The sequence below is a fragment of the Streptomyces sp. NPDC104096 genome (genome assembly GCF_055584385.1).
Genome location: NZ_JBVJMD010000015.1, coordinates 122,168 through 141,786, shown reverse-complemented (window position 1 = coordinate 141,786; position 19,619 = coordinate 122,168). Strand labels below are relative to the sequence as shown.

Genomic DNA, 19,619 nt, shown 5'->3' with positions numbered 1-19,619 from the left:
CCCCCGCCCGCTTCCTCAGTTCTTGTTCTGCTCGACGTGCAGATGGATCGGGCCGCGGAGAACGGGGCTGGGGCGGTACGGCGGCGGGTCGGTGACCAGCGTGGGGCCCTCCAGCCGGCGTACCAGTGCGGTCAGCGCGATCTGTGTCTCCAGCCGGGCCAGGGGGCCTCCGAAGCAGAGGTGGATACCACTGCCGAAGCCCAGGTGCTCGTTGTCCCGCCGGTCGGGGTCGAAGCGGTCGGGATCGTGGAAGCGGTTCGGATCACGACTGCCCGAGGCCAGCATCAGCATGATCTTCGAGCCCTTGGGGATGACGGTGTCGGCCAGGGTGATGTCGCTGTACGCCGCCCGCCACGGAATGATGTGCACGGGAGGTTCGTAGCGCAGCAGTTCCTCGACCAGCGGGACGATCAAGTCCGGCTCTTCGCGCAGTCGTTGCAGCATCTGCGGCTGCCGCAGCAGGGTCAGCATGCCGTTGGTGATGAGGTTGACGGTGGTCTCGTGACCGGCGATCAGCAGCAGGTTGGCGGTGGAGAGGATCTCCTCGTCGGTCATCCGCCCGTCCGGCCCGTCGTCGTTGGCCAGCCGACTCAGCAGGTCCTCGCCCGGCCTGCCGTGGCGTTGCTCCAGCAGTCCGGCGAGGTACTGGCGCAGGTCCTCACGGGCCCGCACACCGTTCTCCAGCTTCTCCTTCGGATCGGTCTCGGGGTTGTAGTCGATCGAGTTGACGATCGCGTCCACCCACAGGTGGAACCTCGGTTCGTCCTCGCGCGGCACGCCCAGCAGGTGGCAGATCACGGTGACGGGGAACGGGTAGGCGAAGTCGTCGACGATGTCGATCTGTTCCTTGCCCGCGAAGCCGTCGATCAGACCGTTGACGACGGCGGTCAGATCGTCCTCCATGCCCGTCACCAGCCCCGGGGTGTGCGGGGGGCCGAAGTGGCGCATCGCCATGCGCCGCAGGCGGTCGTGCTCGGGAGGGTCGAGGTTGATGAAGGACGGTGTGGTCCGTCCCTGGACCGCTTCCATGGGCCGCGACAGGTTGCGCACGTCGGAGCTCAGGTGCGGGTTGTGCAGCAGGTCCGCGATCTCGCGGTAGGTGCTGACGACGTAACTGCCGTCCGCCTGAAGGGCCACCGGCGTCTCGCGCAGCTCCGCGTACAGCGGGTACGGGTCGGCCCTGGAGGAGTAGTCGAGGATCCGGAGCAGTGTGTCGGGCTTCTCGGTCGTGGTCATCTCGCGCTCCCTCCTACCGGTGCTGCTGCGCGGCCGTGACGCGTCGCTCGCTCGGATCGTGACCGGTGACGACGACGGTGGCGCCCTGAGCGAGCAGGACGGGGCCGGGGAAGTCGACGGGCACCGGTTTCATGTCGGCGGGCTGGTCGGGCGTGGGGCTCGGCGGCGGGAAGGGTGCGGCCGTCTCGATCAACTGCCGGTAGTGATCGAGCCACTTGGCGTGGTTGAAGCTCACCGCCGCGGTGACGCGGCCCCGGTAGCCGTACGCGGCGACGAACCGGCGGTCGGCCACCGACCCCTGGGTGACGACCACTTCGTCGGCGAAGGTCGGCACGCCGACGGACTTGATGTTGACCCCGAACTGGATGGACCAGAACGCCGGGATGGACAGGTGGGGCCAGCGGTCCGCCTGGCCGCTGACCATGTTGTGCGCAGCGACCTCGGCCTGCTCGACGGCGTTGGCCCAGTGCTCCAGCGAGATCAGCCGGTACTCGTAGATCGGGTTCGGGCAGCGGGCCACGTCTCCGGCGACGAAGACGTCGTCGGTGATCAGACCGTCGAGGGTGAGGGCGCGGCAGCCGGTGTCGCAGGCGATACCCCACGGGCCGGCCGCCAGTCCCGACTCCCGCAGCCACTCGGTGTTGCGGATGCCCCCCAGTGCCACCACCGCCACATCGGCGTCGACGGTGCTGCCGTCGTCGAAGTGGGCACGACGCAGCCGTCCCTGGTCGTCCCCCTCCAGCCGGGTGACCTTGACACCGCAGCGCAGGTCGACGCCGTGAGCGCGCTGGAGGTCGGCCGCGACGTCACCGATCATGGCGCCGAGCGCCCCGACCAGCGGGGCCGGCGCGAGTTCGGCGACGGTCACCGCGATGTCGCGCTCGCGGCAGATGGAGGCGATCTCGGAGCCGGTGAATCCCGCGCCGATGACCAGGACGCGGGAGGGCCCGGCGGCCAGGGCCTGTTGCAGTCCCTCGGCGTGCTCGCGCGTACGCAGGACGAACACCCCGTCCAGGGCCGCCTCGCTCTCGACGAACCAGGGCCTGGCCCGCACGCCGGTGGAGATCAGCACCCGGTCGAAGGGCACTTCCCGTCCGTCGGCGAGACGCACCTGGTTGGCGGCCAGGTCCAGCCCGCTCGCGGGCACGCCCAGCAGCCACTCCGCGTTGACGTCACGGCGTCGTGGCAGCGTGGTGTCCTCGGCCGGCACCCACCCGGTCAGCACCTGCTTGGACAGGGGAGGCCGGTCGTAGGGCTCGCACGTCTCGTCACCGATCATGGTCAGCGAACCGGTGAAGCCCTCGGCACGCAGCGCCTCCGCGGCCCGCAGGCCCGCCAGGGAGGCGCCGACGATCACGATGCGGCCGTCGCGTTTGAACGCGCGCAGGTTGTCGGCACTGGTCATGACCGCGACGCCTCCGCCGGTACGGCCCGGTCCTCCAACCGGTCGACCAGAATCGCCTGGACCGGGCAGGCCGCCGCGGCGCGCAGCACCTGGTCGCGCCGGGCGTCGTCCGGGCTCGGGTGGTACATCAGCGCTTCCTCGCCGTGCATCCGGAACGCGTCCGGGGCCAGGAACGCGCACTGCGCGTACCCCTGGCATCGGGACAGATCTACGACAACTCGCATGCCGACCTCCACGGGGACTGCCAGCTGCGGACCCTGAAGCCGGCGTGTCACCACGGCACGCGCGGCAGCGGACGGGCTTCGAGCGAGGACGTCCGGCCGACACCCATCGGGCACCGCGCACCGGACGACGCACATGGGCACGTACCGCGCTCGTCGGGTCTCCGCAGAAGGAGATGATCGTCGCGGGCAGAACGGCCGACGACTGTGAAACCGCACAGAGAACCGGACCCACCGGACCCTCTGCTCAAGAGCCTATGCCTCACCCACATGCCCCGCACCCGGGGCCCGAGGGCGGCCGTGGGCGTCATTCACCCGCACGCCGCGCCCCTACGGCAAGGACCGTGCGCCGTCGTCGATTCTTTGCCCATGGGTCACGTACTGGGTGATGTTCTGGGCTTCGCGGCCGGTGTCGCCGTCAGTCCGCTTCCGATCATCGCCATCATCATCGTGCTGGCGACGCCTCGGGGACGCCTGAACGGAGTGGTGTTCGCCGCCGGCTGGGTGCTGGGCCTGGCGGGCCTGGGCGCGGTGATGCTGCTCGTCGGAGGTCAGGAGAGCGCCACCTCCCACGGGCAGCCGGCCACCTGGGTAGGGGCGCTCAAGCTCGCCCTGGGCGTGCTGCTGGCGCTGCTGGGCCTGAAGCTCTGGCGGCACCGCCCGGCCGATGCCACCCAGGCGCAGTTGCCCAAGTGGATGGCCACGATCGACCGCTTCACACCGGTGAAGGTCTTCCTCCTCGCCCTGCTGCTGTCGGCCGGAAACCTCAAGAACGCCCCGCTGACCATCGCCGCGGCTGCGTCCATCAGCTCGTCGGGACTGCCGGTCGGACAGCAGATCGGCGCACTGGCGGTCTTCGTCGTCGTCGCCTCCGTCGGGCTGCTCGCCCCGCTCGCGGTCTTCCTGGTCATGGGTGAGCGGGCGCGGAAGACGCTGGGCAACTGGAAGGAATGGGCGACGCGCCACAACACGGCCATCATGGCCGTACTGCTCTTCGTGTTCGGACTGAAACTGCTGGGCGACGGGGTCGACGTCCTGAGCTCGTGACCGCGTCGGCGTGAGAGCCCGGTGCGCGCCGCCGGCCGACGCGCGCCACGTCCCGAGCGGCCGGACCCGGCGCCTTGGGCCGTGCTGCCGAACGGTCAGCCGGGAATGCGTACCGTCTCCACCCAGCCCGGCGCCTGCGGTGCGGTGGAGCCGATCAGAGCCGCGATGACGCGGCAGGACGGGGACCGGTCGGGCCAGGGGGTGATCCCGTCGGTGAGGACCACGACGATGTTCGGGCGGTCCGGCGTGGCGAGCGCCGCCTCGATCCCGACGCGCATGTCCGTGCCGCCACCGCCGCCGAGGGTGATCTGCTCGGTGGCCGTCACCCGGGACACGGCCCGCACATCGGCGTCGCACGCGAACACGGTCACGCGGTTGCCCCGTACCCCCACCTCGCGCAGGACGCCCGTCACCTCCGCGAGGGCGGCGGCCAGTTCGGCGTCGCCCATCGAGCCCGAGGTGTCGATGACCACGGCCACCCGCGGCAGCGGCCGGCGCAGGCTCGGCAGCGCGACGCCGCGCAGCGCCGGGGTGCGGCGCGAGGGGCGGCGATAGGTGTAGTCGACGGCTCCGCCCGCCCACGCGGCGGCCTCCCGGACCGCGCCGGACAGCGCCTGCCGCCAGTCGACCGTGGGTTCCAGGATCGCCTCGGCCCAGCGCTGCCACCCCCCGGGCAGGGTGCCGCGACCGCGCTGATGGGCGCGCATCGCCTCGGCGGTCTGCCGTCGCAGCGCCTGCGCCTCGACCTCGCCGATCCGCGCGGGCCCGGCGGCCCCCGGCAGCTCCCAGGGCCCGGGCCTGCCGTGGGCGCCGGATCCGCAGTCGGGCGTACGGACCTGCGGTGGCAGCAGGGCGAGGTACGCCTCGAACAGCCCGCCCTCGGGAAGGCCGAACAGCCGGGGTTCCACGCGCCCTTCCGGCAGTCGCAGGCCGTCGGCGAGCAGGTCGTCGTTGATCTCGCAGTCCTGGGCGACGTTGACGCGGTGGCAGTCGCGCTGGTCGGCGGCGGGCAGCCGGTCGGCCCGGCCGTGGTGGTCGCGCAGCAGATGCGCCACCTCGTGCACCCACACGCCCGCGAGCTCGGGCACCGCCGTCGCCTCGACGAAGGCGGGGGACACATAGCAGCGCCAGTGCCGGTCCACCCCCATCGTGGGGACCTCCGTGCTGGGCACGACGGTCAGGGAGTACAGCGCGGCCGCCAGATACGGCCGGTCGCTCGCCGCCCGGTAGCGGGCGGCCAGCAGCTTGGTCATGTCAAGGGCGCCCCGGGGGTCTCCGGTGGTCCCCGCGCGCCTCACCGTCCGCCGCCGGGGAGCGCCCCCGACATCTGGAGCAGGTCCAGGAACCCGTCGATGCCGGGTGGCACGGGCCAGTCGAGGTGCCGCATCGCGGCGAGGTCGGTGGCGGCCCGGGCGGCCACGTCCGGTACGCCCGCGTCCACGGCCTTGGCCAGTACCGCCCAGCCGGCCTCCCAGCGGGGCCGGGTCAGGTCGCTCTGGATGGCGGCGACCACCGCGATGAGGAACGCCAGTTGGCGGTCGCCGCGGTCGGGCAGGGCGAAGGCGTCCGGATCGGCGAGGACCCGGTCGGGGTCGGGCAGGTCGAGGTGTTCGAGGTAGGACAGCAGCTCCAGGCCCGCGCCGTCGCCGACGGCGCCGGTGAGCGCGGCGGCCAGCGCCTCCCGGCCGGCCCCGGCCGCGTATCCGGTGGCGAGCAGCTTGAGGGCCATCTCCCAGGTCCGGGGGGACGGCCAGGACCGGCCCCGGCTCTCGGCGTCGCCGGGGATGTGGTGGACCAGGCCGGGCCGGGCCGTGAGGAAGCCGGAGATCGCGCCGCGGGCCCGGGCGACCGCGCCGGGCACCTTGGCGGCGCCGACGACGGGCACGGTCACCTCCGGCCAGGTGCCGGCCATGCCGCGGGCGACCGTCCGCGGGTCGTGGGTCCACTCCAGGTGGACGAACCGGTTGGCGAGCGGCGGGCTGAGGTGCCAGCCGTCCGCCGCGCTGGACGGCGGGTTGGCGGCGGCGACGATCCGTACCGCCTCCGGCAGGGCGAGGCTGCCGACCCGTCGTTCCAGCACGACCCGCAGCAGCGCCGCCTGCACGGCCGGCGGCGCGGAGGAGAGCTCGTCGAAGAAGAGCAGGCCCTGTCCGGCCCGCGCGAGACGGACCGCCCAGTCCGGCGGGGCCATCGGCACTCCGGTCACGGCCGGGTCGTCACCGACGATGGGCAGCCCGGCGAAGTCGGAGGGTTCGTGCACGCTGGCGATGACCGTCTCCAGCGGCAGGCCGAGCCCGGCGGCGAGCTGTTCCAGGGCGGCCGACTTGCCGATACCGGGCTCGCCCCACAGCAGCACGGGCTGATTGGCCGTCACGGCCAGTGCAAGGGCCTCCAGTTGCGGGTTCGCGGCGGGTTCGGTCCGTACCGCGCGCAGCCTGCGGTTGAGGTCGTCCGCGGCAGCCAGCGGGCCGGACGGCGCGACGGTGGGGGCACTGTCCGTGCTCAAAGGGGCGGCTCTTTCTCGTGGTCGGGCTCGTCCGGGCCGAACCGCGCTTCGTCGTCGGGTTCGACGAGATCGGCCGGGTCCTGCGCGAAATACGGCTCCCCGTCGTCGGGGTCGACCGGGTCGGCCTGATCCTCCGCGAAGTACCCCTCCTCGTCGACGGGTTTGTCGGGTTCGTCGGGGTCCTGCGCGTAGTACTCCTCCTGCTCGTCCATCCACTCGTCCCACCAGTCGGCGCCGACGTCCGGGTGTTCCCGCTCCACCCGCTCCCGGAGGAAGGCCAGGTCGCGCCGCTTGTACCGGCGGACGTTCTGGGCCAGCGACCGATCCGAGTCGTCGACCACGTCCAGCCGCGCCCCGGCGGCGACGAGCGCCTCCACCAGTGCCTTCGTGCCGAGGTCGTTGACCGCCACGAACAGCGGGGTGCGCTCCCGCTGGTCGCGGGCTTCGAGGTCGAGTCCCTCCGCCAGCAGTCGCGGCAGCAGGGTCTCGTGGTCGAGAAGGTTCAGTGCGTGGAGCAGGTTGCGGCCGTTGGCGTCCCGGACCCGGGGGTCCACACCCGCGTCCAGCAGGGCCAGCACACCGGAGGTGTCACCGTGCTGGGCCCGCAGGAACAGTTCGCGGCGCTGCGCCCGAAGTGCCTTCGGCAGACGGCCCGTTCCGGAGGTCCAGGTCTGCTCCACGGCGAAGCACCCGGCGACGGCGCCGCCGAAGGCGCGCAGGGCGCGTTCGCGCTGCTGCTCCTCGTCGCTGTGCGGCATGCGCAGCAGGCTTCCGGGCCGGAAGCCCACCTCGTGCCATTCGCCGCGGCATCTGACCCGGACGGGTGCGGGCGCCGTCGGCCCGGGCGGGCCGACCCGGCCTTCGGGGACCTGGACGGCGGGGAACAGGGCCTGGCGGACGAGCGGATGCAGATGCTCCGGTACGACGCCGCCCGCACGCAGCAGATCGAGGTCGGGGAGTCTGCGCCACAGGGCCTCGGCGAGGAGGGGCACGTCCTTGAACCCGTCCCGGTCGACGATGCGCGCCAGCAGTCCGCCGGTGTCCAGCGGCTCCAGCAGGATGTAGATCTTCCAGTGCGGGGCGAGGAGGAAGCGGCCACCGCCGCCGGCGGCCTGCCGGCGGCGGACCTCCGGCTCCAGGACGGTGTGGTTGAGCGCCGTCCCGGCCAGGAGCGACTCGGGGTCGGTCCGGAGCCAGCCCGCCCCGGGCGGGGGTGTCGGGTCCAACTCGATGCCGGCCGCGGCGAACGCGGCCTGGAAATCGCCCTGTTGGTGCAGCAGCGTGGCCCACTCGGAACGCGCCGCCGGGTCTGCGTCGCCGGGATCGGCGGTCGGGAGTTCGTCCCGGCCGCGCGGGGTGGCGTCGGCGTGGAAGAACGGTGGCCGGTCCGCGCCGCCGCCGCAGCGTTCGCGCAGCTCGTCGGTGTGCCGGGCGTCCCACAGGTGTCGTGCGTGGCGCCAGTCCTGCGTGGAGCGCACGAAGACGCCCGCGGTCTCCTCGCCCCGGAGGGTCCCGAACCGCAGGGCGATCCGCTGCGGACCGTCGATCATCGCCGGGGTGGTGATGTGCAGGTACGGCGCGGCCGGGCGGCCCTCGCCAGGCGTGCTCGGGTGGTAGCGGGCCAGGACGACCGTCGTGTCGGTGAGGAGTGTGGTCCGCCCGCCGCCCCCGCGCGGCAGGTGCCAGCGCAGCAGGTCCGGGACGAAGTGGCGCAGGTCGTCCGCCAGGGCGGCGGCGATGTCGTCGCCCCACCGGCCGGCGACCTCGGACAGGTCGAAGGCGATGTCGACGTTCGCCGCCGCGCAGGCACCTCGCCAGTCACCGGCCAGGCGGCGTTCGGTCGCGCGCTCGATCATCCACCGGGGCACCGCGTACCGGCGGACCCGGCGCAGGCTCGCCGCCTGGTCCGGGGGGAAGCAGCGCAGTTCGCCATGGAGGCTCAACGGTAGACGCTCCCTATCGCGCGCAGGTCGGGATGGGTGCCGGTGCCGGGCCGCAGCCGCCGGGTGAAGGACCGCTTCACCTTGCGGGGCAGGCCGGGGCCCAGACCGACGTACTCCAGGGGCGAGTCGTCGGGCACGGTCGCCAGCAGGGTCTTCGCGCCCCGTCCGGTCAGGCCGGTGTGGCACAGTTCCAGTCTGCGCAGCGGGCTCCCGGGCAGGGCGGCGGCCAGCGCGTGGGCGCCTTCGTCGCCGGTGGTGTTGGCGGGGGCGCCGAGGCTGCGTTCGGACGGCGGCCGGCCCAGGTCGAGCGTCTCGATCCCGTCGAGGCGGTCGGCGAGGGCCCGGGCGCCGGCGGGGCCGATCCCGTTGCCGCCGAGGCCCAGGCGCAGCGGCCGTGCGGGGTCGGCCGCGGCGGCGAGGACCGTGGCGCCCTCGTCTCCGAGGTGGTTGGCGGGGAGGTACAGCTCGCGCACGCCCGCTTCCCGGATCAGGTCCGCCAGCAGTGGGGCGGCGTCCGCGGTCAGGCCGTTGCCGCCGAGGAAGAGGCGTTCCACCGGGTCGGACCGGTCGGTGAGCGCGTCGAGCAGGGCTCGCAGTCCGTCGGTGGTCACACCGGTGTTGACCAGGTCGAGGGTGCGCAGGGTGGTGTTGTGGCGCAGCATCGCGGCGAGCGAGCGGGCGCCGTCGTCGCCGACCGGGTTGCGCTTGAGCCACAGGGCGCGCACGGTGCCGTCCGTGCTCAGCGCGTCGGCGAGCGCGGTGGCGCCGTCGGGGCCGATGCGGTTGCAGCCGAGGTAGAGCGTGCGCAGGCCGTGGCCGTCGGCCAGCGCGTCGGCGACCGTACGGGCTCCCTCGTCGCCGATGGCGTTGGTGCCGAGCAGGATGTGCGTGGCGTGGGCGGAGGCCGCGGCGAGGGGCATCAGCCGGGCGGCGCCGGCCGCTCCGAGTCCCTGCTTGCACAGGTCGACACGGCCGTCCGCGCGCACGGTGCCGAGCGGGAACGTCTCGTCGGTCCCGACCGGCCGGGCGGACCGCAGCCGGTCCAGCAGCGGTTGCAGTGCGGCGGGGTCGCTGATCGCGATGTCCGGGTGCTCGATCGCCGGGCAGCGTACGGGTGTCGGCTGCGTCATCACCACTCCACCGGTCCATCGCCGGCGCCTGGCCCGCCGAGGGCGGCATCGCCCTCCGCCCGCCCAGGACGAACCGACGCCAATCGATTTTCCTCCACGACAAGGGCGGCAAGGCTGGTCGGATTTGAACCGACGTCCTCCAGCTTGATGCTTAGGCGCGACGACCTCTGCGCTACAGCCTTGCCGCGGAGATCATAGCGACTTTCGCCCGCATGTTCGAACTCGGTCGGACGCGTCGACGTCGGCCCGACCGGGCCTGTCGCGGCCCGTGCGAGCGAACCCGGACGACTTGCTCGGTAGGGTCGGGATCATGAGTGTCGAGGTCGCGGTCGTCAGTGGAGCGAACGACGAGTCGGTTGCGGCGTTCGCGCGCCTGTTGCCCCAATTGTCGAGCACGGCAAGCCCGTTGGATCACGAGTCGGTGGCGCTCCTGCTGGCCGGCGACGCGACGACGGTGCTGATGGCGCGGGTCGACGGCGAGGTGGTGGGGATGCTGACGCTGGTCATGTTCCCCCTGCCTTCCGGTCTGCGGGCCCGTATCGAGGACGTGGTCGTGGACGAGGCCGCACGGGGGCACGGCGTCGGGGCCGCCCTGGCCGAGGAGGCGCTGCGCCTGGCGGCAGCCGCCGGCGCCCGCACGGTGGACCTCACGTCGCGCCCGTCGCGGCGGGCGGCGAATCGGCTGTACGAGCGCATCGGTTTCACGGCCAGGGACTCCACGGTCTATCGCCTCGCCCTGAAGCGGTGATTCCCCGGCCGGGCTCGGCTCCGGACGGGGACCGTGACGGCGCGTCAGGTGCGTGCGTGTCGCAGAACGGCAGCCGCAGGCCTTCGTGAGCCGGACCCTCATGCCTTCGACCGGCGCTCGAGCCCCAGGTGGAAGCGCAGCAGGCGTACCTGGTCCGGGCCGAGTGCGTCTTCGGCGTCACGCAGTCGCCTGCCGAGCTCGTCGGCGACAGGGCCTTGCGGCATCGTGTACGTGGTCGCGGCTTCGCGTGCGAGCCAGTTGGTGATGTCGCCGCGGACGCGGTCGCGCATCCGGGGCGATGGATCAGCGGCGAGTTCGAGGTCCACGAGCAGCCGGGTCCAGGTGTCCCGTTCGCGCAGCAGCCGGTAACCGGCCATCCGCACGTGCCACGGATTGCTCTCGGCGACGAGGTCCCGCAGACGCGGGAGATCGAGCTCGGACGCCCGGGGGCGCAGCGCGACGGTGACCTCCCGGGTGACCGCGCCGGACGGGTCGGTGAGCAGCCCGAAGAGGGTGCCGGGGTCCGCCGCGCCCAGGCGGCGCAGCGCGCGTACGGCTTCCGCCCGCCCGCGGGCCCGCGGGTGACCGAGCCAGGGGGAGACGAGGCCGACGTCGTCGGCACCCCCGGTCTCACCGAGACCGCCGATGGCTCCGGGCTCGGGAAGGGGCGTCTTGACGAGTCGTCGGTAGTGCTCGGCCGGGTCCACGCCGGTGCGGCGCAGTGCGGCCCGGGCGACCGCCCGCACGATCGGCTTGCGGTCGGCGAGGCAGGCGAGGGCGGGGGCGGTGTCGCCCTCTCCGGCCAGCGCCTGTATCGCCTCCGCCCGGACCGCCGCGGTCGTGCTGGTGCACAGGGGGCGGACGAGGTGAACCGTTCCGGCCGCGGCCGCGGTCCGCACCGCGGCTTCGGCACACCGGATCCGGGTCGGCAGGTCGCCGGCGCGCTCGGCGGCGCGGAGCATCTGCGCCAGGTCCAGCCTGCCGGTGGCGAGCGCCGTCAGGTGCGCGACGCGGCAGGTGCGCGGGTCCGCGGCGGCGAGGGCAGCGGCCAGCAGGTCGGCCGGGCCGTCCTGGAGAAGGGCTTCGATCCGGTCGGCCGCCCAGCGGCCCTCACGCCTTTCCCGCAGGGCCAGAGCGACCCCCGCGGCCGCGACCAGCTGCGCGGGCGAGGGCTCGGCGAACCGGCGCTCCAGCGCCGACCGGGCACGGTCACGGACCTGCGGCGCCCAGTCCGCGGCCCGAAGTGCCAGCGCGGGCATCGCCAGGGTGTCGTGGAGGTCGGCCAGTTGCGCAACGGCTGCCTCACGTACGCGGCCGTCGGGGTGGAGCGCGGCGACCGCGAGTCCCACGGGCGAGGCCGCGCCCTGCGACACCCGCCGCCCCGCGACCGCCGACCAGCGCGGAGCCCACAACCACACCCGGCGCGCCGCCACATCGAGCGTCAGCCACACCCGCGGGTCCGCCTGCCCCAGGAGGTGTCCGGCCAGGGCAAGCATCTCGGGGTCGCCGTCGCGGTCGACGGCGAGCAACAGACCGGCAAGTTCCTCGGCGTCGGGGGCTCGTCGGGTCACGACGTCGGCCACGGCCACGTAAAGCCCATGCGCACTCGGCCGGGCGGGCAGGCCGTCGTCCGGCGGACGTTCCCCCACGTGCGAAAGGCCGACCCGGACGGGCGGGCGGTCGCCCGACGGGCCCTCCGAGACGCGAGGAAAGCCGATTCGGGTACGGAGTCCCCGCAGCAGCTTCCGTCCAAGGCCGCTGGTCACGGCACTCCCCTTCCGGTCCGGCGAACCGACCGCCCGCGCGGCCGGGACTTGAGGATGCCCTCGGCCCACAGGGTGCGCGAGCGATTTTCGCCCGGCACGCGAAGGGCGGCACGCGTGGCGTGAGCGCACCCTCGTAACGACCCTGTCATAAGCGGATCTCGTGGCTTCCGGGCGATCCGGAGGTCACTAGGGTTGTGGCATGCGCACGCAAACGGGGAGAGTTCTCAGACTGACGGCCGTGACGCTGACGGTGGTTCTGGCCCTCACGGGGTTCTCCGACTCACGTCACAAGAGCCGTCACGACAGCAGCGACGGGGGCGGTGGATGCAGTAGCTCCAGCCAGGACCACGACGGCAGTTCGACGTCCACGACGGGCGGGGGGTCGTCGGGGTCGGGTTCCGGCTCCACGGACGACTCGTCGCAGAAGCCGACCTCGGGTGTCCCGGTGTCCGTGGTCAGCTGCGCGGGGCCCGGCAATCCGTTCGCCACCGTCCAGGTCAACAACGTCAATGACCACGAGGTGACCTTCATGGCGTACGTCACCTTCCTGTCGCGGGAGGGGATCCCGCTCGCCGAGAACTTCGCCCCGGTCACCGCCCCCGCCTACGGCACGGGCACCGCGCAGATCCCGGTCGGCAGCGAGGCCCTCGCCGAGCAGGTCTTCCAGTGCCAGGCCCTACGACAGGCCGAACCGGTCGAGTGACGAGGTCCGCCTCCGCCCCCGTCCACGACCGCTCACCGGGCGGGGCCGGGGCCGGCCGGTGACGTGCCGAGGCCCGCTGCGCCGCTCCGGCCCCGCATGGACACGGACACCCCGCACGAACGCACTCAGGCGCGGAGGTCCGCCAGATGCCGGGCCAGGATGTCCCGCGCCTGCCGCGGACTCAGCCGCGGCGGCCGGGCCAGCAGGTGCACCACCATCCCGTCGAGCAGGGCGTGCAGTCGCGCCGTCTCCACGGCGCGCACGCGCCCCGCACCGAGCGCCCCCAGTTCCTCCAGCGCGGCCACGGCACTCTCCACCGCACCACGGATCAACTCGTCGACCTCGGCGCGCCGTTGCGCGGCCGCGGCGTCGCGGTGCGCGAGCGACACCAGGGCGAACCACGCCTCGGACTCCAGTCGGCGCTCACTGTCCAGCGGCAGCAGCTGCTCCAGATGACTCTGCGCCAGTCGCGGCGACGGTGAGCCCGCGGCGGCGTTGGCGCCGCTGATGCGCCGCCGCACCGCCTCCACCACGAAGTCGATGGCGAACAGCACCATTTCGGTCTTGTCCGGGAAGTAGTGCCGCAACGCTCCGGCCGACCAGGCGGCCTCCTCGGCCACCGAACGGACGGTCACCGCGTCGAAGCCGTCGCGCAGCGCGACGCGCCACAGGGCGACGGCCAACTCCGCGCGGCGCCCCTCATGATCCACGACTTTCGGCACCCGGCCATTATCACACACGCGTGTTATATTGTTTCTGGCACAGCTGTGTCAAATAAACAGGGGGACTACAGTCATGAGCCGATTCCGTCGGGCACCGTGGTGGGTCTACGCCGTCACCATCGGGGTCCTCAACATCGCCCGCCAGATCGCCTTCCCGCCCACCCGCGTGGGCACCGCGGCCACCATCGGTCTGTTCTTCGCGGTCCTGGCGATCGGCTTCGCCGTGGTCACGGGCGTGCGGGCGCTCATCACGCCGCGCGGCGGCGAATAGAGGCGGCTCCGCTTTCCCCTGCCGGCCCGACGGGCCGTTCCGGTCAGACCGCGGAGGCGGGGCCGGGCGGCAGGTGGACGGTCATGATCAGGTGACAGGTCTCGGCACCCGAGCCGCGGCAGGCGTGCGGGGCGTCACCGTCGAAGGTGGCGGTCCGTCCGGCTTCGACGGGACGCTCGGCGCCGTCGACGATCAGTGTCATCCGGCCGGCCGTGACGCTGACGGTCTCCACCACACCTGCCTGGTGCGGGTGGCCGGGGTACTCCTCGCCCGGCTCCGGCTTCCAGCGCCACACCTCGACCGGGGCCGGCCCGGCGGTGGTCAGCATGAGCCGGGCCTCACCGCCCCGCCCCCGCCCACAGGGGCGTGACGGCTTCGACGGACACCACGCGGACCCGCTCCTGGGCCGGCCCCTCCATCAGGGCGGACACCGAGACGCCGAGGATGTCGGCAAGGTCGAGTTGCTGCTGTGGCCGGTCCTGGGAGCCTGGTTCGGCGGGGCCGCCACCGGGTGGGGTGCGGCGTCCGGGGTCGCGTCCGCCGCCGCGTTCGCGCTGCTGTACCGGACCCTCGCGATCGGCCCGATGAACGTGCTCTCGCCGCTCACCGCGCCGGTGTCCGCCGCGCTGCCGGTCGCGGTCGGACTGCTCCAGGGCGAGCACCTCGGGGTGGCCGGCCCGGTGGGGCTGCCGCTCGCGCTGGTGGCGGTCGTACTGGTCGGCGCCGGTCATGGAGCCCGCGCCTCGCGTCCGTCACGGACAGCGCTGCTGCTGGCGTTCGGCGCGGGGGCGGCCATCGCCCTGCAACTCGTCTTCCTGCACCAGGCCCCGGCCGACAGCGGCGTGGCACCCCTGGTCGTCGGCCGGGCGGTCTCCTCCGCCGTCACCCTCGTCGCGGCCGCCGCGATGTACCGCCGGCTCGGCCCGGAGAAGCCCGCCTGCGCGATCTCCGCGGCCGCCGGCGTACCGGACCCGCCGGCGAACCTGCTGTTCCTGCTCGCCGCCCGCAGCGGGGACCTCACCGTGGTCGCCGCGGTCACCGCCCTGTACCCGGCGGGCACCGTGCTGCTCGCCCGGGGCGTGCTCGCCGAGCGCCTGCACCGCGGCCAGTTCATCGGCCTGGGCACCGCCGCGGTCGCCGTCGGCCTGCTCGCCCTCACCTGACCCGCCTCGCCCCCGCACCACCAGCACCCCCGTACCCGTACCCGCGGGGCCGGAGGCCGGGTCACGCCTCGACGGCCTCGCGCCGCGGGGCGGTGCGGGCCGCGGCGGCGACCCGGGCGGCCCGGTCCGGCATGGTGAAGGCGAACACGGCGGCGGCCGCGGCGATCGCCGCGAGCACCTGGTAGGCGTGCTGGAAGGCGGCGACCGGCGGGTGGGCGTGCGCGCCGGTCCCGACGGCGGCGGCCGAGGCCAGTACGACGGTGACCACGGCCGGGGCGGCGGCGTTGGCGGCCTGCCGGACGACGCTGTTGAGCGTGGCGGCGTGGGAGACGTCGGCCTTGCGGATGCCGGTGAACGAGGCGACGGTGGTGGGCATGAACACCCCGCCCATGGCCGCGCCGAGCAGGAACATCAGCCCGCGGAACGTCCACAGCGAGGAGTCCGCGTCCAGCCGGGAGAACACGAGCAGGACCAGCGCGACGCCTACCAGGCCGCAGCCGGCTATCCGGCGTGGGCCGACCCGGGCGTAGAGCGGGCCGACGATCTGCACGGTGAGCAGCACCCCGAGTGCCTCGGCGAAGGTACTGGAGCCGGACTCCCAGGCGGACAGCCCCAGCCCCTCCTGGAGGAAGAGCGGGCCGAGGAACATCGCGCCCATGAAGCCGGTGAATCCCAGGAAGGCGGTGATGTTGGTGTCGCGGAAGAGGCGGTCGGTGAAGAGCCGGAACTTCAGGGCGGGTTCGGGCACCCGGAGTTCGACCACGACGGCGGCCGCCAGCAGGACCGCGCCGCCGACCAGGCCGGCCAGCACGGGCCCGCTGCCCCAGCCCAGATCGGCGCCTTCGCTGATGCCGAACATCAGCCCTGCGGAGCCGGAGGCGGTGAGCAGCAGTCCGGGCACGTCGAGGCGGCCGGGGAGGTGGTCGCGGTGCCGGTCGAGGAAGAGGATCCCGAAGGCGAGCACGGTGACGCCGATCGGCAGATTGGCGTAGAACACCCAGCGCCACGACAGGTGGTCGACGAGCCAGCCGGCCCCCATGGGGGCGAGGGCGGGCGCCACCTGCTGCGGGATGATCATGTATCGGGAGACCTTGACCTGCTCGGCCAGACTGAACGTGCGGTAGAGCAGGGCGCCCGTGACGGGCAGCAGGATCCCGGCGGCGAGGCCCTGGAGGGCACGCCAGACGACGAGTTCACCCAGCGACCCGGCCCAGCCGCACAGTCCGGACGCGACGGTGAAGACGGCGAACGCGGTGAGCACGGTGCGTCGCCCGCCGAACCGGTCGCCGAGCCAGGCCGAGACGGGGACGGCCAGGCCGACGCAGACCGGGAACACCACCACGACCGCGTCGAGTCCGGCGGTGGCGAGCCCGAAGTCACGCCCGATGGCGGGCAGGGCGACGGTGGCGCCGACTCCGTCCACGATGGACATGAACGCGGTGACGACACACACGACGGGGACGACGATGCGCTGATTCAGTCGGACGGGCATATGCTGAGCATACTCAGCTTGAGTAAGCTCAGCACCACCGATACCGTCCGGACCGTCACACGTCGGCCGGATCAGGACACGGACAACCCCGCCCCGCCGTAGGGACCACCACCCCGGACACCTCCGCCGCGTGCGACAGCGCGCGTGGCAGGAAGGGGGGAGCAGGGCACCGCAACGAGGACAGGAGCGCCACGGTGAGGGACGTACCGGGCAGCAGCGACCCACTGATCGACGAGATGTTCGCGACCACGCACCGGCTGCGGATCTTCGTCGACGGCAGACTGGCGGAGAAGGGCACCACCGTCGCCCGCCTGCGCGCCCTGCGCTTTCTCGCCCACTCCCCCGAACCGCTGCGCATGCGCGATCTCAGCGACATGCTCGGCATCGCCGCCCGTACGGCGACCAGCCTCGTCGACGCCCTGGAACGGGACGGTCTGGTGGCCCGGCTGCCCCATCCGACCGACCGCCGTTCCCACCTGCTCGCCCTCACCGACGCCGGCCGGACCTGCCATCAGGAGGCCGAGGACCTGGACCGCGAGGCCCTGGGCATCGCCACCGGCGCCCTCTCCGCCGAGGACCGCGCCGTGCTGCGCACCCTGCTGGCCCGGATCCGCGACACCGTCACCGACGCCACCCCGGAACGTCCGCAGCGCGCGACGGCCGATGCCCCGCCGGGCAGCGACTCCCCCGGCCCCGGACAGGACCGATGACCGCTCCCGCGGCCCACGCCCATCGGACCGTCCGCCCCTGACCCCGGCCGGAGCGGGGCGGCCCCGCGAGCCGAACGCGTCAGGGCCCGATGAAGCTCACCGTCTCGGCCAGGTCCGCCCGCCCGGTGCGCAGCCGGGGCACGCCTTCCTTCTCGTACCCCACCGCGACACCGCAGAACAGCGCGAGCCCGTCCCCCGCTCCGACCACCTGGCCGACCGTCCTGCGGTACATCGTCCACATCACCTGGGCACAGCTGTGCAGCCCCTCCGCCCTCAGCAACAGCATGACGGTCTGCAGGTACATCCCCGCGTCCCCCCACTGCCCGCACCCCATCGTCCTGTCGAGGTAGCAGAACAGCACGACCGGCGCCCCGAACGCCTGGGTGTTCAGGGAGGCGACCTTCCTGGGCCGGTCACGGTCGTCGCGTGCGGTGCCCAGCGCGCGGTACCGCTGGTCGGCCGCGGCGGAGAAGCGGTCCAGATAGGGAGAGGCCAGTTCCTGCGGGTACATCGGGTACTCCCGCTCGTCGCCCGGGTCCCCCGCCAGGGCCCTGGCCGTCGCACGTCTCTTCAGCCCGGCCAGGGGCTCACCGGTCACGACGTACAGATGCCATGGCTGGAGGTTTCCGCTCGACGGCGCCCGTGCCGCCGCGGTCAGCACCCTTTCGAGCACGTCCCGGGCCACCGGCTCGTCGCTGAACGCCCGCACGGAGCGGCGGGTGTCCACGGCCTCGTACACATCCACGCCTTCTCGTCCTCTCCCCGCACGGCCCCTCACCGCACAGCCTTTCACCGCACGGCGGGCGACGAGGGCGCGAAGGCCGTCGTCACACCGGTCGGGCCACCGTGCCGTCGGCCCGCCGGCGCACCGTCTCGGTGATCCACACCGGGGCGAACGGGGAGGTGCAGCCCGGGGAGGTCGGGTAGTCCTTGAGCACCTCCAGACGCCCCCCGATGCCGACGGCACGGGCGCGGTGCTCGGCGTGCTCGATGCCGATCTGCGCCAGACAGGTGTTCATCGCCCACTGCAACCGGTCCGGGGCGTCCTTCATCTCCGCCTCGATGACGTCGAGCAGACCGGTCAGGTCGAGGCCCTCGGGCTTCTTCACCACCCGCTCGGAGGTCAGCGCCCAGCCGGCGCTCGCGACCACCGGATCCGGATCGGCGAACCAGGCCAGGCGCAGCTCCTCGGCGTGCGGGTTCTTCTTCACCGCGTAGTTCACGAGCCAGTCGTGCACCTTGGGTGAGCGTGCCTGGCGGATCATGCCGTCCAGCTCGTCACGCTCGAACTCCTTGGGGCGGCAGACGAGGAGCGCCAGCAGTCGCGCGGCGGTGTCGTCCGTCGCCCACAGCTCGCGGGCGAGTTCCTGCTGCGTCCTGAGCCGCTTCGCGAGTGCGCGCAGCTTGCCGAGGTTCACCCCGTGATCGTCGCCGTGTCTCTCGTTGACGGCGCGGGCCCGCGGATCCTCGAGGGCGGCCAGCTCGGCCGTCACCCGGGCGAGGGTGGTCTCGTGCGGCGTGGTCCCGGCCACCTCGGCCCTCCTGTACGTTCGCTGCGGGCGCCCCTCACCCTACGCGTCGCCGTCGGCCTCCCCCTCGCCCTGCGCGTCCGCCCGGTGGTCGTGGTCGTCCTCGCCCGCCTCCAGCAGGTTCGCGGCCGCGCCCACGATCCTCGGATCGGGGCTGCCGACGACGTCCGCGTCCTTGTCGGTGTAGTCGAAGCGGGCGAGGACGCTGCGCATGGCCTCGACCCTGGCCCGCTTCTTGTCGTTGCTCTTCACCACGGTCCAGGGCGCCTGCGCGGTGTCCGTCTCGCGGAACATGGCGACCTTGGCGGCGGTGTAGTCGTCCCAGCGGTCGAGCGAGGCCAGGTCGATGGGGCTGAGCTTCCACTGCCGTACGGGATCGACCTGGCGGATCGTGAAGCGGGTGCGCTGCTCGCCCCGCGACACCGAGAACCAGAACTTGATCAGGTCCACTCCGTCGTCGACGAGCATCCGCTCGAACGCGGGCGCCTGCCGCATGAAGCGCCGGTACTCGTCGTCCGTGCAGAAGCCCATGACCCGCTCGACGCCGGCGCGGTTGTACCAGGAGCGGTCGAACATGACGATCTCGCCCGCCGTCGGCAGATGCTCGACGTACCGCTGGAAGTACCACTGGCCGACCTCGCGCTCGGTCGGCTTCTCCAGGGCCACCACCCGGGCGCCCCGCGGATTGAGGTGCTCCGTGAAGCGCTTGATCGTGCCGCCCTTGCCGGCCGCGTCGCGCCCTTCGAAGACGATGACCAGGCGGCGCCCGCTCTCCTTGATCCAGCTCTGGAGCTTCAGCAGTTCGATTTGCTGGAGCCGCTTGTGCCAGTCGTACTCCTTGCGCTCCATGCGTTCCTGGTACGGATAGTTCTCCCGCCAGGTGTCCACCGGGCTGCCGTCCGGTCCGATCAGCACCGGGTCGTCGTGGTCGCTGTAGTCGACGGTCATGCCCGCCAGCAGTGCTGTCATCGTGTCTCTCCGCCTCGGTCTCGGGGGAACTGCGGCAGATTCGGACGGTTGCCGTGCG

The 19,619-nt window shown here is 73.0% G+C and carries 21 protein-coding genes; 6 read left to right on the top strand and 15 right to left on the bottom strand.

Annotated features, from left to right (window positions below; all coding sequences use genetic code 11):
* Positions 1–15 precede the first annotated feature (15 nt).
* From ACZ60B_RS18350 to ACZ60B_RS18340, 3 genes are read right to left on the bottom strand one after another with little or no spacing between them, the layout of a single operon-like run.
* Positions 16–1,236, bottom strand: a complete 1,221-nt coding sequence (locus ACZ60B_RS18350; RefSeq protein WP_469388112.1) for a cytochrome P450 — start codon at positions 1,234–1,236, stop codon at positions 16–18.
* Positions 1,237–1,249: 13 nt separating this feature from the next.
* The gene (locus ACZ60B_RS18345) at positions 1,250–2,641 is read right to left on the bottom strand and encodes an NAD(P)/FAD-dependent oxidoreductase (RefSeq protein ID WP_469388110.1); all 1,392 of its coding nucleotides are present in this window, start codon (positions 2,639–2,641) and stop codon (positions 1,250–1,252) included.
* On the bottom strand, positions 2,638–2,865 hold the full coding sequence (locus ACZ60B_RS18340) for a ferredoxin (RefSeq protein ID WP_469388108.1): 228 nt from the start codon (positions 2,863–2,865) through the stop codon (positions 2,638–2,640). Before ACZ60B_RS18340 ends, ACZ60B_RS18345 begins: the two co-directional genes overlap by 4 nt.
* Before the next feature lie 366 nt (positions 2,866–3,231).
* On the opposite strand from ACZ60B_RS18340, the gene ACZ60B_RS18335 reads away from it, so the two are divergent.
* Positions 3,232–3,909 carry a GAP family protein gene (locus tag ACZ60B_RS18335; RefSeq protein WP_469388106.1) on the top strand — a complete coding sequence of 226 codons (678 nt, stop codon included), beginning with the start codon at positions 3,232–3,234 and terminating at the stop codon, positions 3,907–3,909.
* Between the two features lie 95 nt (positions 3,910–4,004).
* On the opposite strand, the gene ACZ60B_RS18330 is transcribed toward ACZ60B_RS18335, so the two are convergent.
* Genes ACZ60B_RS18330 through ACZ60B_RS18315 form a run of 4 tightly spaced genes read right to left on the bottom strand, consistent with a single transcriptional unit; the run spans position 4,005 to position 9,488 of the window.
* The gene (locus tag ACZ60B_RS18330) at positions 4,005–5,162 is read right to left on the bottom strand and encodes a vWA domain-containing protein (RefSeq protein ID WP_469388104.1); all 1,158 of its coding nucleotides are present in this window, start codon (positions 5,160–5,162) and stop codon (positions 4,005–4,007) included.
* Between the two features lie 41 nt (positions 5,163–5,203).
* Positions 5,204–6,415 carry an AAA family ATPase gene (locus ACZ60B_RS18325; RefSeq protein ID WP_469388102.1) on the bottom strand — a complete coding sequence of 404 codons (1,212 nt, stop codon included), beginning with the start codon at positions 6,413–6,415 and terminating at the stop codon, positions 5,204–5,206.
* Positions 6,412–8,358: an ankyrin repeat domain-containing protein gene (locus ACZ60B_RS18320; RefSeq protein WP_469388100.1), complete on the bottom strand. Its 1,947-nt coding sequence runs from the start codon at positions 8,356–8,358 to the stop codon at positions 6,412–6,414. Before ACZ60B_RS18320 ends, ACZ60B_RS18325 begins: the two co-directional genes overlap by 4 nt.
* Complete coding sequence (locus ACZ60B_RS18315; protein WP_469388098.1) at positions 8,355–9,488, bottom strand: leucine-rich repeat domain-containing protein; 1,134 nt, start codon at positions 9,486–9,488, stop codon at positions 8,355–8,357. Before ACZ60B_RS18315 ends, ACZ60B_RS18320 begins: the two co-directional genes overlap by 4 nt.
* A gap of 310 nt (positions 9,489–9,798) precedes the next feature.
* Between ACZ60B_RS18315 and ACZ60B_RS18310 the strand changes: the two genes are divergently transcribed.
* Positions 9,799–10,236: a GNAT family N-acetyltransferase gene (locus ACZ60B_RS18310; RefSeq protein WP_469388096.1), complete on the top strand. Its 438-nt coding sequence runs from the start codon at positions 9,799–9,801 to the stop codon at positions 10,234–10,236.
* 98 nt (positions 10,237–10,334) lie between these two features.
* On the opposite strand, the gene ACZ60B_RS18305 is transcribed toward ACZ60B_RS18310, so the two are convergent.
* Positions 10,335–11,825: a hypothetical protein gene (locus ACZ60B_RS18305; protein WP_469388095.1), complete on the bottom strand. Its 1,491-nt coding sequence runs from the start codon at positions 11,823–11,825 to the stop codon at positions 10,335–10,337.
* Positions 11,826–12,299: 474 nt separating this feature from the next.
* Entirely contained in the window at positions 12,300–12,533 is a 234-nt protein-coding gene (locus ACZ60B_RS18300) for a hypothetical protein (RefSeq protein WP_469388093.1), read from the bottom strand.
* Here ACZ60B_RS18300 and ACZ60B_RS18295 point away from each other — a divergent pair.
* Complete coding sequence (locus ACZ60B_RS18295; RefSeq protein ID WP_469388092.1) at positions 12,532–12,705, top strand: hypothetical protein; 174 nt, start codon at positions 12,532–12,534, stop codon at positions 12,703–12,705. The two genes, ACZ60B_RS18300 and ACZ60B_RS18295, sit on opposite strands and share 2 nt — an antisense overlap.
* Positions 12,706–12,830: 125 nt before the next feature.
* Here the strand turns inward: ACZ60B_RS18295 and ACZ60B_RS18290 are convergent, their stop codons facing one another.
* On the bottom strand, positions 12,831–13,427 hold the full coding sequence (locus tag ACZ60B_RS18290; protein WP_469388090.1) for a TetR/AcrR family transcriptional regulator: 597 nt from the start codon (positions 13,425–13,427) through the stop codon (positions 12,831–12,833).
* A 73-nt stretch (positions 13,428–13,500) separates the two neighbouring features.
* Here ACZ60B_RS18290 and ACZ60B_RS18285 point away from each other — a divergent pair, with 73 nt between their 5' ends.
* Positions 13,501–13,698, top strand: a complete 198-nt coding sequence (locus tag ACZ60B_RS18285; RefSeq protein WP_469388089.1) for a hypothetical protein — start codon at positions 13,501–13,503, stop codon at positions 13,696–13,698.
* Positions 13,699–13,741: 43 nt separating this feature from the next.
* On the opposite strand, the gene ACZ60B_RS18280 is transcribed toward ACZ60B_RS18285, so the two are convergent.
* Positions 13,742–14,026: a cupin domain-containing protein gene (locus tag ACZ60B_RS18280; RefSeq protein ID WP_469388087.1), complete on the bottom strand. Its 285-nt coding sequence runs from the start codon at positions 14,024–14,026 to the stop codon at positions 13,742–13,744.
* Between ACZ60B_RS18280 and ACZ60B_RS18275 the strand changes: the two genes are divergently transcribed.
* A complete protein-coding gene (locus ACZ60B_RS18275) occupies positions 14,025–14,861 on the top strand; it encodes an EamA family transporter (protein ID WP_469388086.1) in 837 nt (278 codons plus the stop codon). The two genes, ACZ60B_RS18280 and ACZ60B_RS18275, sit on opposite strands and share 2 nt — an antisense overlap.
* A gap of 61 nt (positions 14,862–14,922) precedes the next feature.
* On the opposite strand, the gene ACZ60B_RS18270 is transcribed toward ACZ60B_RS18275, so the two are convergent.
* Positions 14,923–16,353 (bottom strand): DHA2 family efflux MFS transporter permease subunit, encoded by a 1,431-nt coding sequence (locus ACZ60B_RS18270; protein ID WP_469388084.1) that lies wholly within the window; start codon positions 16,351–16,353, stop codon positions 14,923–14,925.
* Between the two features lie 194 nt (positions 16,354–16,547).
* On the opposite strand from ACZ60B_RS18270, the gene ACZ60B_RS18265 reads away from it, so the two are divergent.
* On the top strand, positions 16,548–17,063 hold the full coding sequence (locus tag ACZ60B_RS18265; protein ID WP_469388082.1) for a MarR family winged helix-turn-helix transcriptional regulator: 516 nt from the start codon (positions 16,548–16,550) through the stop codon (positions 17,061–17,063).
* A 79-nt stretch (positions 17,064–17,142) separates the two neighbouring features.
* Here the strand turns inward: ACZ60B_RS18265 and ACZ60B_RS18260 are convergent, their stop codons facing one another.
* From ACZ60B_RS18260 to ppk2, 3 genes are all read right to left on the bottom strand, one after another.
* Positions 17,143–17,808 carry a nitroreductase gene (locus ACZ60B_RS18260; protein WP_469388081.1) on the bottom strand — a complete coding sequence of 222 codons (666 nt, stop codon included), beginning with the start codon at positions 17,806–17,808 and terminating at the stop codon, positions 17,143–17,145.
* Positions 17,809–17,890: 82 nt separating this feature from the next.
* The gene (locus ACZ60B_RS18255) at positions 17,891–18,595 is read right to left on the bottom strand and encodes a DNA alkylation repair protein (protein WP_469388079.1); all 705 of its coding nucleotides are present in this window, start codon (positions 18,593–18,595) and stop codon (positions 17,891–17,893) included.
* Between the two features lie 39 nt (positions 18,596–18,634).
* The gene (gene ppk2, locus ACZ60B_RS18250) at positions 18,635–19,561 is read right to left on the bottom strand and encodes a polyphosphate kinase 2 (RefSeq protein WP_469388077.1); all 927 of its coding nucleotides are present in this window, start codon (positions 19,559–19,561) and stop codon (positions 18,635–18,637) included.
* Between the last annotated feature and the right edge of the window lie 58 nt (positions 19,562–19,619).